Source organism: Ancylobacter sonchi, assembly GCF_018390695.1.
GTDB classification, from domain to species: domain Bacteria; phylum Pseudomonadota; class Alphaproteobacteria; order Rhizobiales; family Xanthobacteraceae; genus Ancylobacter; species Ancylobacter sonchi.
Genome location: NZ_JAHBGF010000028.1, coordinates 463722 through 477322 on the forward strand (window position 1 = coordinate 463722; position 13601 = coordinate 477322).

Consider the following 13601-nt stretch of genomic DNA (forward strand, 5'->3'; position numbering starts at 1 on the left):
CATGCGCGGAGGGTCGTCGGGCATGTCGTCGGGCAAGCTGTCATCATCTGTCGCCGCCGAAGCTGGCCTGATCGGCCGGATCGGCAAGCCGATTGGCCTCATCGCCCACCTCATCGGCCTGGCGGCGGTGCTGATCATCGGCCTTTCGCCGCTCCCCGCCCGTGCTCAGGCCCAGCCGCCGGCCATCGCTTCGCCGCAGGCGATTTTGGTCGACTATGATAGCGGCACCGTGCTCTTCGAGCGGGGCGCCGACACCCCGGTCGCCCCCGGCAGCATCGCCAAGATGATGGCGGTAGCCGTTGTTTTTCAAGAGCTTGCGGCAGGGCGCCTGACCCTCGACACCGAATTCAAGGTCAGCGAGTACGCGTGGCGGCGCGGCGGCGCGCCCTCCGGCGGCGCCACGATGTTCGCCGGCCTCAACACCTCGATCAAGGTTTCCGACCTGCTGCGCGGCGCCATCATTCCCTCCGGCAACGACGCGACCATGATTCTCGGCGAAGGCATTTCCGGCAACGAGCTCGCCTTCGCACAGAAAATGAACGAGGAAGCCAAGAAGATCGGCCTGACGAATTCGGTATTCGCCAATTCCAGCGGGCTGTCGGATCCCTCGCAACTGACCACCGCGCGCGACATGATGCGGCTGGCGACCTACATCATCCGCACGTTCCCGGATAACTATAAGATCTATTCCGAGAGCGACTTCCTGTGGAACAAGATCCGCCAGAACAATCGCAATCCTTTGCTGAGCATGAGCTTGGGCGCGGACGGCTTCCAGACCGGCTATCTGAAGGAATCCGGCTTCAATCTGGTCGGTTCGGCAGTGCAGGGCGACCAGCGCCTGATTCTGGTGCTGCTGGGCGCCAAGACCGACAAGGAGCGGGCCGAGGACGCGCGCAAGCTGCTCGAATGGGGCTTCCGCTCCTTCGAGTCGCAGCTGCTGTTCGATAAGGACCAAGTCGTTGGCGAAGCAACGCTTTATGGTGGCGCACGCGCCGGGATTCCGCTGGTCGGCACCGCGCCGATCCGCCTTCTGGTGCCGCGCAGCGGTGGCGAGCGGATCAATGCCCGCATCCTCTATGAGGGCCCGATCGACGCGCCGGTCAAGGCCGGAACCGAGCTCGCCCGGCTGCGGGTGATGCGCGGCGACCAGCTGGCGCTGGAAGTTCCGCTGGTCGCGGCCGAGGATGTACCGGAGGGCCCGCTCTGGCGCCGGGCGCTGGACGGGGCCTATGAACTCGTGGTCGGCCTCGCCCGCGAGGGATTCAGCAAGCTGAAGAGTGCTTATGCCAGAGCCACTTAAGCCGCGCGAGCCACGTCGCCGCACTGTGCGGCCGCCGGCCTCGGGGCGCTTCATCACCTTCGAGGGCGGCGAGGGCGCCGGCAAGTCCACGCAGGTGCGCCTGCTTGCCGAACGCCTGCGGCAGGCCGGGCTCGATGTCGTCACCACCCGCGAGCCCGGCGGCTCGGCGGGAGCGGAAATCCTGCGCCACGTTATTCTGTCTGGTGCCGCCAAACCCTTGGGGCCGTTGGCAGAAGCGACCCTGTTCGCCGCCGCCCGTGCCGATCATCTCGACGCCACCATCCGCCCGGCGCTCGCCGCCGGACGCTGGGTGATCTGCGACCGCTTCGCCGATTCCACCCGTGTCTACCAGGGCGCGCTCGGCCAGGTCGATCCCGGCCTGCTGCGGGAACTTGAGGCGGTGACGGTGGGCGAGACGCGGCCCGATCTCACCCTGATCCTCGACGTGCCGGCCGAGGCCGGGCTCGGCCGCGCCGCCGCCCGTTCCGGCGCTGGCGCCGACCGTTTCGAGAGCGAGGGGCTCAGCTTCCACCAGCATCTGCGCGAGGCGTTTCTCGATCTCGCGCGCGCGGAGCCGGAGCGCTGCGCCGTGATCGACGGCCTTCGAGGCATCGAGGTCGTCGCTGCCGATATCTGGCGCGTGGTGGGCGAGCGCCTGCCCTTGCCGGCGAGCCGGAGCCGGTCCAGGAAGACATCATGAGCGACGCCATCATAGAGGCCGACCGGTTCGGCACCGCGCCGACGCCGCGCGCCAATCATCTGCTGATCGGCCATGCCGAGGCGGAGGCGGCCATGCGCGAGGCCTGGGATGCCGGCCGGCTGCCGCATGCACTGCTGATTGGCGGACCGGAGGGCATCGGCAAGGCCACTTTCGCCTATCGCCTTGCCCGCTTTGTGCTTTCCAGCGGTCGCGCACCGGCGGGCACGCTGGAGATCGGCGCCGATCATCCGGTGTCGCGGCAGGTGACGGCGCTGTCGCATCCCGACCTGCTGGTCCTGCGGCGGATGCCGAACGACGCCGGCAAGCTGCCGACCGCCATTCCGGCCGAGACGGTGCGGCGGGTGCGCAGCTTCTTCGGTTCGACGGCGGCTTTGGGCGGCTGGCGGGTCTGCGTCGTCGACACGCTGGACGAGATGAATGCGCAGGGCGCCAACGCCCTGTTGAAGACGCTGGAAGAGCCGCCGGACAACGCTTTGTTCCTGCTGGTCAGCCACGCGCCGGGCCGGTTGCTGCCGACCATCCGCTCACGTTGTCGTGCCTTGTCCCTGCGGGCCCTGTCGCCGGAACAGGTTACGGAGGCACTCGACCATCTCGCCGGCCGGATGCCCGATCTGGTGCGCGAGCGGTTCGCCGAGGCCGCGGAGGCGAGCGAGGGCAGCGTCCGCGAGGCACTGGCCCTGCTCTCGGCCGACCGCCTGGCCGTGCGGCGCGCCACCAACGAGTTGCTGGCGCAGCTGCCGCGCATCGACCCTAAGGCGCTTCACAGCCTCGGCGACAAGCTGCAGGCGGACCGCGAGGGCGGCGCCGAGAGCTTCATGGCGGCTGTCGAAAACTGGATATCCGACCGCGCGACGGGGAGGGTGCAAAGCCCGGGAGTGCGCCTTGCACGCCTGCCGGAGGTGTGGGAGAAGGTTCGCCGCGCTGCGATCGACGCGGATGTCTATAATCTCGATCGCAAGACGTTCGTCTTCCGGATCTTCGCATCGCTCCACGAGGCGGTAGGGCCATAAGCTTTCGGCACCGCCCGCACGAGGCAGCCTGTCGGTCCGGCCGCCGCCAGATCGTGCCAGGATTACGCCTCGTGAAACCCGCCTTCTACATCACCACGGCCATCGACTACCCGAACGGCGCGCCGCATATCGGCCATGCCTATGAGAAGATCGCCACCGATGCCATCGCCCGCTTCAAGAAGCTGGACGGGTATGATGTGCGCTTCCTCACCGGCACCGACGAGCACGGTCTGAAGATGGCGCAGACGGCGGAAAAGCAGGGGCTGACGCCGTTCGAGTGGGCGACGAAGAACTCCGATCGCTTCAAGGCGATGGATGCGCTGCTGCGCGTCGACTATGACCGCTTCATCCGCACCACCGATGACGACCACATCGCCGCGAGCCAGGAAATCTGGCGGCGCATGGCGGCCAATGGCGACATCTATCTCAGCGCCTATTCCGGTTGGTATTCGGTGCGCGACGAGGCCTATTACGCCGAGGACGAGACGACGGTAAACGCCGATGGCGTGCGTCTCGGCCCGCAGGGCACGCCGGTCGAGTGGACCGAGGAGAAGAGCTACTTCTTCCGCCTTTCCGCCTATCAGGAAAAGCTGCTGGCCTTGTACGAGGCGCACCCCGACTTCATCCGGCCGGAGAGCCGCCGCAACGAGGTGCTGAGCTTCGTGAAGGGCGGTCTTCAGGACCTCTCGATCAGCCGCACCACCTTCTCCTGGGGCGTGCCGGTACCCGGTGACGAGGCGCATGTGATGTATGTGTGGGTCGACGCCCTCACCAACTACATCACCGGCGTAGGTTTCCCGGACGACGCCAGCGAGCTGTTCAAGCGGTTCTGGCCGGCGGATCTGCACATCATCGGCAAGGACATCATCCGGTTCCACGCCGTGTACTGGCCTGCCTTCCTGATGGCGGCGGGCCTTGAGGTGCCGAAGACCGTGTTCGCGCACGGCTTCATCCATAATCGCGGGGAGAAGATGTCGAAGTCGGTCGGCAACGTGATCGACCCCTTTGATCTCGCCGCCGCCTATGGCGTCGATCAGCTGCGCTACTTCCTGCTGCGCGAGATCCCGTTCGGCCAGGACGGCTCCTATAGCCATGAGGCCATCGTCGCGCGCACCAATGCCGACCTTGCCAATGACCTCGGCAACCTCGCCCAGCGCTCGCTGTCGATGATCGCCAAGAACCTCGGCGGCGTACTGCCCGAGCGGGGCGTTCTGTCGCCCGAAGACGCCACCATGCTGGCCGGCGCCGATGCCATGCTGTCGGCCGCACGCAACGCGATGAACGAGCAGCAGGTGCATCAGGCGCTCGCCGTAATCTGGGCGGTGGTGGCGGACGCCAACCGCTATTTCGCCGCCTCGGCGCCATGGGAACTGCGCAAGAGCGCGCCGGAGCGCTTCGGCACCGTGCTGTGGACCACCGCCGAGGTGATCCGGCAGGTGGCGGTGCTCGCCCAGCCCTTCATTCCCGACAGCGCGGCCAAGCTGCTGGATCTGCTCGCCGCTCCGGCCGAGACCCGCGATTTCGCCACGTTGGGGGAGGGCGGGCGCCTGGTCGCCGGCACCCTCCTGCCCGCCCCGTCGCCGGTGTTCCCGCGCTATGTCGAGCCGGAAGCGCCGAGCGCATGATCGTCGATAGCCACTGTCATCTCGACTTCCCGGACTTCGCCTCCGAGCTCGATGCGGTGGTCGAGCGGGCCCGCGCGGCCGGCGTCGGCCGCATGGTGACCATCGGCACCCGGGTGCGCCGCTCGGGCGAGGTGAGGGCGATCGCCGAGCGCTTCGACGACGTGTTCTGCTCGGTCGGCACGCACCCGCACAATGCCGGCGAGGAGCGCGACGTCACCCTCCCCGAGCTTCTCGCCGCCGCTGACCATCCCAAGGTAGTGGCGATCGGCGAGGCCGGGCTGGACTATCACTATGATACCGCCCCGCGCGACGACCAGATGGCCGGCTTCCGCCTGCACATCGCCGCAGCGCGGCAGACCGGTCTGCCCCTCGTCATCCATGCGCGCGAAGCGGATGACGACGTCGCGCAGGTGCTGGAGGAGGAATACGCCAAAGGCGCGTTTTCCTTCGTGCTGCACTGCTTCACCGCCGGCGCCGATCTGGCGCGCCGGGCCGTTGCCATTGGCGGCTATGTGTCGTTCTCGGGTATTCTGACCTTCAAGAGCGGCGCACCACTGCGCGAGATCGCAGCGGCCCTGCCCGCCGAGCGGCTGCTGGTGGAAACGGACGCACCCTATCTCGCGCCCAATCCGTGGCGTGGCAAGCGCAACGAGCCTTCTTATGTCGTCGAGACGGCGCGTATACTGGCCGAGGCTCGCGGTGTCGCGCCGGAGACCATTGCCGGGCTGACCACCGAGAATTTCTTCCGCCTGTTTTCCCGCGCCCATTGAGAGCGAGCCGTCCGCACCCATGGTCCTGACCTTCACCATCCTCGGCTGCGGCTCTTCCGGTGGCGTGCCGCGGGTGGGGCAGGGCTGGGGCGCCTGCGATCCCACCGAGCCGCGCAACCGGCGGCGGCGCTGCTCGCTCATGGTGGAGCGCTCCGACGGGGAGGGTGGGCCAGTCACCCGGCTGCTGGTGGACACCTCCCCTGACCTGCGCGAGCAACTGATCGATGCCGGCGTGGACCGCCTCGACGGCGTGCTGTTCACCCACGAACACGCTGACCACACACACGGCATCGACGATCTGCGCCCGCTCACCATCCTGCACCGCAAGCGGATGGACGTGTATCTCGACGCCGAGACCTCGGCGATGCTGAACACCCGTTTCAGCTACTGCTTCCAGTCGCCGCCCGGCAGCGACTATCCGCCGATCCTCGCCGAGCATCGTTTTGGACATGGCGATACCATCCGCATCGAGGGCCCAGGCGGCCCGATCGAGGCGACGGCGTTCCGCATGTTCCACGGGGGCATCATCGCCTTCGGCTTTCGCTTCGGCGACCTCGCCTATTGCCCCGACCTGCACGACCTTCCGGCCGACAGCCTTCCTTATCTGGAGCGGCTCGACACCTGGATCATCGACGCGCTGCGCTACACGCCGCATCCGACGCATTTGTCGCTGAGCGAGGCATTGGGCTGGATCGAGCGGATGCAGCCGCGTCGCGCCGTCCTGACCAATCTGCATACCGACCTGGATTATCGCCGGCTGGCCGCCGAGCTGCCGCCGAACATCGTGCCGGCGCATGACGGTATGCAGATCACATTAGCGACGCATGACCAGCGGCTTGAACGGTGACGTTCACCTAGGTTGCTACCCAAATATTTTCCATAATATGTCTTCTGCGACTTCCAGAGATAAACGCGGAGCCCGGATATCGTGACGCCCTCCCGCGACATTGAACGCCTCATCGAGATCATGACGGCGCTGCGCACGCCGGTCACCGGCTGTCCGTGGGATCTGGAGCAGGACTTCGCCTCCATCGCGCCCTACACGATCGAGGAAGCCTACGAGGTCGCCGATGCGATTGCGCGTCAGGATCCCGAGGATCTGTGCGACGAGCTTGGCGACCTGCTGCTGCAGGTCGTGTTTCACGCGCAGATGGCGCGTGAGCAGCAGCTTTTCGATTTCGGAGACGTGGTGACGGCGATCACCGCCAAGATGATCCGGCGTCATCCGCACGTGTTCGGCGCCGATCAGGGCCGCGATGTCGCGGCGGTCAATCGGGCGTGGGCCGAAATCAAGGCGGAGGAAAAGCGCCTGCGGGCCGAGCGACGGGCACGGCGCGGCCTGCCGGTAGACGGCGAGGGCGAGCGCGTGCTCGCGGGCATTCCGGTGGGGGCACCTGCCCTCACCCGCGCGGTCAAGATTCAGCAAAAGGCCGCGACTGTCGGTTTCGACTGGCCGGATGCCGGTCCGGTCATCGACAAGATCCGCGAGGAGATCGCGGAGGTCGAGGCGGAGATCGCGTCCGGCGACCGTGCGGCTGCCGCCGCCGAGGTCGGGGACCTCCTGTTCGCGGTCGCCAACCTCGCCCGCCATCTCGGCGTCGAGCCCGAAGCGGCGCTGCGCGGCACCAACGACAAGTTTATCCGGCGCTTCGCCCATATCGAGGATGCGCTGGCCCGCCAGGAGCGCCGCCCGGCCGACGCCAGCCTCTCCGAGATGGAGGCCTTGTGGCAAGAGGCCAAATCACTCGGCTAAGTGGTTCAGCGACAACGGAAGTTTTCGATCAGCACGCCCCCGGACGACGCGCGGCGAACAAGATCGTGAGCGTGGTTTTTGGGGCCTCTACTTTTGATCGAATCTCGGCTAGGCATAATCGAGTCCGCTCGACAGAACGGGCATCTCAGCCCTACGATTTCCCCGGTAGGCCACCGGGGATGGCGCAGGGCGAAAGCCTTGCCTCGCACAGGCTTGGCGGACGCTCGCAAGTGGATGATTTGATGGAAGTTCCTCGTATGCCGGCGCCATCGATCGCGGAAGCCGGCCGGCCGGGCAAGGCCACGCCCCGCATCCTGATGTACAGCCACGATACCTACGGGCTGGGACATATCCGTCGTACGCGAGCCATCGCCAATGCGCTGGTGGGTGCGCATGACAACCTGTCCATCCTGATCATCTGCGGCTCCGCCCTTGCCGGCAGCTTCAATTTCGCGCCGGGTATCGATTTCGTGCATGTGCCGAGCGTCGCCAAGAGCGAGGACGGCGAGTATGCCAGTGCCAATCTCCGCCTCAGCCTGCCGCAGGTCACCAATATTCGCGAGGCGCTGATCCGCCAGACCGCCGAGGCGTTTCGCCCGGACATCTTCATCGCCGACAAGGAGCCGGCCGGCTTTCGTGGTGAGCTGCTGCCCACGCTGAAGCTGATGGGCCATATGGGCACGCGGCGCGTGGTCGGCATCCGCGACGTGCTCGACGGACCGGAGGCGATCCGGGTGGAGTGGCACGACAAGGGAGCGATCCGCGCGCTCACCGAACATTACGACGACGTGCTCGTCTACGGGCTCGAGGAGTTCTACCGCCCGCTGGACGGCATCCCGCTGCCGGCAGAGCTGCGCTCGCGCCTCGTCTATACCGGCTATCTGCGCCGCTCGGTGCCGGGCGGCCTCGCCACCATGCGCTATCCGCGCTCGACCAAGGGGCCGTTCATTCTCGTCACCACCGGCGGCGGCGCCGATGGGGCGGGGCTGATCGACTGGGTGATCTCAGCCTATGAGGCGGACCCCTATATCCCCCTCCCCGCGGTGATCGCCTTCGGGCCGTTCCTGTCCAATACCCAGCGGGGGCATTTCCTGGAGCGTATCGAGCGGCTCGCCAAGGTCGACGCCATCGTGTTCGATCCGAAGATCGAGCGGCTGATGAACCGTGCCGCCGCCGTGGTCGCCATGGGCGGCTACAACACGTTCTGCGAGATCCTGTCCTTCGACAAGCCGGCCCTGCTGGTGCCGCGCGCTCGGCCCCGGCTTGAGCAGACCGTCCGTGCCACCCGCGCCGCCGAGCTCGGGCTGATGCGGATGCTGGAAGACCCGATGGAACACGGCGCCGACGCCCGCGATCCGTTGCAGATGGCCGCGGCGCTGACCGGCCTGTGCGACCAGCCGTCGCCGTCCAAGGTGGCCATGCCGGGACTGCTGGACGGGCTGGGACGGATTTGCCAGCATCTGGAACCCCATATCCGCAAGGCGGATATGGGGAGCGGATCGGCCGTCGGTATCGGGGTCTGACGTATGACGGTGACGGTCCGCGACGCCGAAACCCTGGTGCGGTCGGCATCCGGGGAGGGCGCCTCCCCTCGCCTCGCCATCGTGCTCAAGGGATATCCGCGCCTGTCGGAGACCTTCATCGCCCAGGAAATCCTGGCGCTGGAACAGGCGGGATATTCGTTCGACATCTGGTCGCTGCGCCGGCCGACCGACCGCTACCGCCATCCGATGCATGAGCAGATCACCGCCCGGCTGTTCTACCTGCCGGAATATCTGCGCGACGATCCGCGCCGTGTCGCGGGCGGGTTCTTCCACGCGCTGCGTCGGCTGAACCTGCGGGCGACACTGTCGGTTTTCCTGCGCGACCTGCGCCGCGACTTTTCGGCCAGCCGCGTGCGGCGCTTCGGCCAGGCGCTGGTGCTGGCGCGCGAGGTCGATCCGGCCATCCACCACCTGCATGTGCATTTCCTGCACACGCCGGCCTCGGTGACGCGTTATGCCGCCCTGCTGACCGGCCGCTCCTTCTCCTTCTCCGCCCATGCCAAGGACATCTGGACCACGCCGGAGTGGGAAAGGCGGGAGAAGATCGGCGCCGCTCGCTGGGGGGTGACCTGCACGCGCGATGGCCGGTCGGAGCTGCGGCGCGTCGCCGAACCCGGCCATCGCGACCGGGTGGAACTGGTCTATCACGGCCTCGATCTGGCACGCTTTCCTGCTCCTCCCGAGGAGCGTGAGCCGACCGACGGCAGCGATCCCGCGCGCCCGGTACGGCTGCTGGCGGTCGGCCGTGCGGTGGAGAAGAAGGGTTTTGACGATCTGCTCGCCGCCCTGGGGCGGCTGCCCCCTGCCCTGCACTGGCGGCTGGTCCATATCGGCGGCGGCGAGCTCCTCGACACGCTCAAGTCGCAGGCGGAGGCGCTCGGACTTGCCGACCGCATCGAGTGGCGCGGCAGCCAGGCACAAGGAGCGGTGGTCGAGGCGATGCGGCAGGCCGATCTGTTCGTGCTGCCCAGCCGCCCGGCCGGCGACGGCGACCGGGACGGGTTGCCCAATGTGCTGATGGAAGCGGCGACGCAGAAGCTGCCGGCCGTCTCGACCGATTTCGCCGGCGTGCCAGAATTCATTGAGAACGGCGTCAGCGGCGTGCTGGTACCGCCGAAGGCGCCGGTGGAACTTGCCGCCGCGCTCGAACGGCTGATCGTGTCGCCCGCCGAGCGGCAGCGGCTGGGACAGGCGGCGTATCAGCGACTGATCTCGGCCTTTTCCTTCGAGGCGGGTGTCTCGCGGCTGGATGCGCTGATGCGCCCCCTCGCCGCCCCTCGCCCACGGCCATGAAGATCCTGTTCCTCGCGCCGCTGAAGCCACCGGACCATCCGGTACCATCGGGCGAGCGAACCATGGCACGGTTGTTCCAGAAGCTGCTCGGCCAGCTCGGCTATGAGGTGGAACTGGCCTCCCACCTGCGGACCCTGACCCTCGCGCCGTCGCCAGCCGCGTGGGATGAGTTGTGCCGCGCGGCGCGAGGCGAGGTCGAGCGTATTTTGGCGCAGGAGACAGATCGCGGTTCGATCGCCTGCGTCTTCACCTACCATGTCTATTACAAGGCGCCGGATCTGATCGGCCCTGCCCTCGCCCAGGCGCTCGGCGTACCCTATGTCATCGCCGAGGCCTCGCGCGCGCCAAAGCGAGCCGTCGGCTCCTATGCCGAAGGGCATCGCCTCAGCGAGGCGGCGATTTCGCGTGCCGATCTGGTGCTCACGCCGACCCGGCACGACCGCGAGATGCTGGAAGCCTTTCGTCCGCCGCATCAGCGCATCGTCGATCTCCGTCCCTTCGTCGATCTCGGCGAATGGCCTTTGGCGCGATCGCCGCGCTCCGTGTCCCCGTCGCGCGATGTGCGACTGATCACCGTGGCGATGATGCGCGAGGGCGACAAGCTCGCCTCCTACCGCCAGCTGGCGGTGGCGCTTGCCGGGATTGCGGACCGCCCCTGGCGCCTGACCGTGGTCGGCGATGGGCCGGCGCGCAAGGAAGTGGAGGCGCTCTTCGCGCCGTTCGGGGATCGCGTGCGCTTCCTCGGGGCGATTTCCGAGCGGCCCGCCCTCGGCCGCCTGCTGGCCGCTGCCGACCTGTTCGTCTGGCCGGGCGTGAACGAGGCGTTCGGCGCGGTGTACCTCGAAGCGCAGGCGCATGGCCTGCCCTGCGTCGCGGCCAGCTATGGCGGCATTCCCGATGTGATCCGCGACGGTGAAACCGGCCGACTATCGCCACCGGATGACATCACCGCATTGGCGGCCAACCTTGCGGAACTGATCGACGAGCCGCCCAGGCGTGCGAGCATGGCCGCCGCCGCCGCCCGCTTCATTGCAGAGGATCGCGATCTGTCCGCCGCCGCGAACCTCGTCGGGCGGGCATTCGCCGACGCAGGCATTCCGGTGCCCATGCCTGGTCCTTTGCCCGTTTCCTTGCCCGGAGTTCCGTCGTGAGCGGCCGTACGACCTTCATCGTGGTCACGCATCTGCTGGGCGTCGGCCATCTGGCGCGCATGGCGGCGCTCGGCCGTGCGCTGGTGGCCGAGGGATGGCACGTGGTGCTCGCATCGGGGGGGCGCCCCAACCCGACGATCAGAATCGAGGGCTGCGATCTCGTGCAGCTGCCGCCACTCCATTGCGTCGGCGCAGACTTCGCCACCCTGCTGATGCCGGACGGTCGCCCCGCCGACAACGCCTACCTTGCCCGACGCACGCAGATTCTCGTCGACGCCTTCGATCAGGCGCGGCCACAGGTGCTCGTCACCGAGCTGTTTCCGTTCGGGCGCCGCACATTGGCGAGCGAATTCGAGGCGGTGCTGCAACGGGCGCACGCTCAGCAGCCGCGCCCGGCGGTGCTCGGCTCGATCCGCGACGTGCTCAACCCGCCGTCGAAGCTGGAAAAGGCCGACAGCGCGCTGGCGCGGCTGACGGCCTATTACGATGGGGTGCTATTCCATGGCGATAGCGACGTCGTGCCGCTTTCGGCGTCCTGGCCGACCACGCCAGCGCTGATTCGTCGTGTAAAAGATACCGGCTATCTCCATGATGGAGATCGGGTTTCAGACGATGGTGGAACCGATGGCCGGGATGAGATCGTCGTGTCCGGCGGCGGCTCGACGGCCAGCCTTCCACTGGCCCGCGCCACTGTGGTCGCGGCCACCAAGCTGCCGATACATCGTTGGCGGCTTCTGGTCGGTCAGGGTGTCCCCGAGGCCGATTTCACGGCGCTCGCGGCAGCGGCACCGCCCAGCCTGATCGTCGAACGGGCGCGCCCGGACTTTCCGCTGCTTCTCCGCCGCGCCGCACTCTCCATCAGCCAGGCGGGCTACAATACCGTGCTGGACCTCGCGGCGGCAGGATCCCGCGCACTGCTGGTACCGTTTGCCGAGGGTGGTGAGCGCGAACAGACGCTGCGCGCCGCCGAACTGGAACGTCGTGGTCTCGCACGCGTCATTCCCACCGTCGAGATCAATGGCGACCGCCTCGCGGCCGCCGCGGCCGCCTTGCTGGAGCTTCCGAAACCCGACTGGTCCGGCATCGCGCGCGACGGCGCCTCGCATTCGGCGCGGCTCGTCGAGGAGTTCGCCGGACGCGCGACGGCCCGTGCGAAGGGACTGGACCGGCTCGATGGCCTGTTGGCCCGTGCGCGCGGGATGAAACGGCAGATCCGCTTCTGGTGGCGCGATGACGACGCGGTCATGCCCAGCCCGGCACTGGATCGGCTACTCGACCGCACGGGCAAGCGCGGTATACCCCTCGCGCTCGCGACCATCCCGGAGCACGCGACGCCGGAACTGGCCGGCCATGTCGAGGCCTTCGGCCAAGTCGACATGCTGGTGCATGGATGGCGGCACGCCAACCACGCTCCCGCCGGCGAGAAAAAGGCGGAGTTCGGGGCGCACCGCCGTTCCGATATCATGATCACGGAGGCGGAGAATGGACTGCAGCGCGTGCAGGCGCTGTTCGGCGGCAAGGTATTGCCGGTCTTCGTGCCGCCGTGGAACCGGGTAGATCCGCTCGTCGTGAACGCCCTGCCCGGCTGCGGCTTTCGAGCGTTGTCGACCTTCCAGCGCCGGAAGGTGCGCTATGCGGCTCCCGGTCTGTTGCAGTTGAACACCCATCTCGACCCCATCGCCTGGCGGGCCGGAGGCGGCCTCGCCGACGAGGGCGCCCTGCTCGACCGTCTGGCGACCCTCATCGACGAGGAACTTGAGGCCGGCGCGGGCGAGTTGGAGCCGATCGGGCTGCTGACCCACCATCTGGTGCATGACGGCTGGATCGACCGCTTCCTCGACGAACTGGTGGATCGCCTGCTCGATTCCGGTGTCGCGCAGTTCGTCAGCGCGCGGGACATGCTGGTCGAGGATGACGCGGACGGACGTCAGGCTGTCCGGCGATAGAGATAATAGCGATCTTCAAGGGCGCCGGGCGGCAGCGCCACCGTCTCGAAACCCGACAAGGCGAGCGGCAGGTCGGACATGACGATGCCGCCCGGTGCCATGAGCGGCGGCAGAAGGCGGCTCGACATTTCCGCGACGCGGCGGTTGGAATCGCGGTCGAAGGAGCCGAGGTCGGAATTGGCCAGCACTACCCGGCCTTCGAGCCGATCCCGCAAGGCCGGCAGCGTATCCTCGATCTCGCCGAGGAACAGCAAGGCCGGATCGGGCTGGCAATCGGGATAGGCGTCGTTCACGCGGTCGAACACATAGATGTCGCGGCCCGGCAGATGCCGGCGCAGATGATCGAAGGTACGGCCGAGCCCGAGGCCAAACTCGATCACCGGGCCGGGCCGGTCGGCGATCCGCTCGAAGGCCCAGGCGAGGCAGGCATGCTGCGATTGCAGCCTGAACAGCGTCTTCTCGAGACGGGACACAGCATTCATGTGCGA

The 13601-nt window shown here is 67.6% G+C and carries 12 protein-coding genes; 11 read left to right on the top strand and 1 reads right to left on the bottom strand.

What is annotated here, in order from left to right; all coding sequences use genetic code 11:
- The first annotated feature begins 22 nt into the window (after window positions 1-22).
- From KHC28_RS17550 to KHC28_RS17600, 11 genes are all read left to right on the top strand, one after another.
- Window positions 23-1300 (top strand): D-alanyl-D-alanine carboxypeptidase family protein, encoded by a 1278-nt coding sequence (locus tag KHC28_RS17550; RefSeq protein WP_214009625.1) that lies wholly within the window; start codon window positions 23-25, stop codon window positions 1298-1300.
- Window positions 1284-2000: a dTMP kinase gene (gene tmk / locus KHC28_RS17555; RefSeq protein ID WP_214009626.1), complete on the top strand. Its 717-nt coding sequence runs from the start codon at window positions 1284-1286 to the stop codon at window positions 1998-2000. The genes KHC28_RS17550 and tmk overlap by 17 nt, the downstream gene beginning before the upstream one ends.
- Window positions 1997-3031 (top strand): DNA polymerase III subunit delta', encoded by a 1035-nt coding sequence (locus KHC28_RS17560; protein ID WP_214009627.1) that lies wholly within the window; start codon window positions 1997-1999, stop codon window positions 3029-3031. Before tmk ends, KHC28_RS17560 begins: the two co-directional genes overlap by 4 nt.
- 71 nt (window positions 3032-3102) lie before the next feature.
- The gene (gene metG / locus KHC28_RS17565; protein WP_214009628.1) at window positions 3103-4656 is read left to right on the top strand and encodes a methionine--tRNA ligase; all 1554 of its coding nucleotides are present in this window, start codon (window positions 3103-3105) and stop codon (window positions 4654-4656) included.
- On the top strand, window positions 4653-5426 hold the full coding sequence (locus tag KHC28_RS17570) for a TatD family hydrolase (protein WP_214009629.1): 774 nt from the start codon (window positions 4653-4655) through the stop codon (window positions 5424-5426). The genes metG and KHC28_RS17570 overlap by 4 nt, the downstream gene beginning before the upstream one ends.
- A 19-nt stretch (window positions 5427-5445) precedes the next feature.
- Window positions 5446-6273: an MBL fold metallo-hydrolase gene (locus KHC28_RS17575; protein ID WP_214009630.1), complete on the top strand. Its 828-nt coding sequence runs from the start codon at window positions 5446-5448 to the stop codon at window positions 6271-6273.
- 81 nt (window positions 6274-6354) lie between these two features.
- Window positions 6355-7179 carry a nucleoside triphosphate pyrophosphohydrolase gene (mazG, locus tag KHC28_RS17580; RefSeq protein WP_214009631.1) on the top strand — a complete coding sequence of 275 codons (825 nt, stop codon included), beginning with the start codon at window positions 6355-6357 and terminating at the stop codon, window positions 7177-7179.
- 242 nt (window positions 7180-7421) lie between these two features.
- On the top strand, window positions 7422-8702 hold the full coding sequence (locus tag KHC28_RS17585; protein ID WP_246564931.1) for a glycosyltransferase family protein: 1281 nt from the start codon (window positions 7422-7424) through the stop codon (window positions 8700-8702).
- Window positions 8703-8705: 3 nt separating this feature from the next.
- Complete coding sequence (locus KHC28_RS17590) at window positions 8706-10016, top strand: glycosyltransferase family 4 protein (RefSeq protein WP_214009632.1); 1311 nt, start codon at window positions 8706-8708, stop codon at window positions 10014-10016.
- A complete protein-coding gene (locus tag KHC28_RS17595; RefSeq protein ID WP_214009633.1) occupies window positions 10013-11167 on the top strand; it encodes a glycosyltransferase family 4 protein in 1155 nt (384 codons plus the stop codon). The genes KHC28_RS17590 and KHC28_RS17595 overlap by 4 nt, the downstream gene beginning before the upstream one ends.
- Window positions 11164-13113: a glycosyltransferase gene (locus tag KHC28_RS17600; RefSeq protein WP_214009634.1), complete on the top strand. Its 1950-nt coding sequence runs from the start codon at window positions 11164-11166 to the stop codon at window positions 13111-13113. Before KHC28_RS17595 ends, KHC28_RS17600 begins: the two co-directional genes overlap by 4 nt.
- On the opposite strand, the gene KHC28_RS17605 is transcribed toward KHC28_RS17600, so the two are convergent.
- A complete protein-coding gene (locus KHC28_RS17605) occupies window positions 13095-13595 on the bottom strand; it encodes a class I SAM-dependent methyltransferase (RefSeq protein ID WP_214009635.1) in 501 nt (166 codons plus the stop codon). The genes KHC28_RS17600 and KHC28_RS17605 overlap by 19 nt on opposite strands.
- Window positions 13596-13601: the final 6 nt, after the last annotated feature.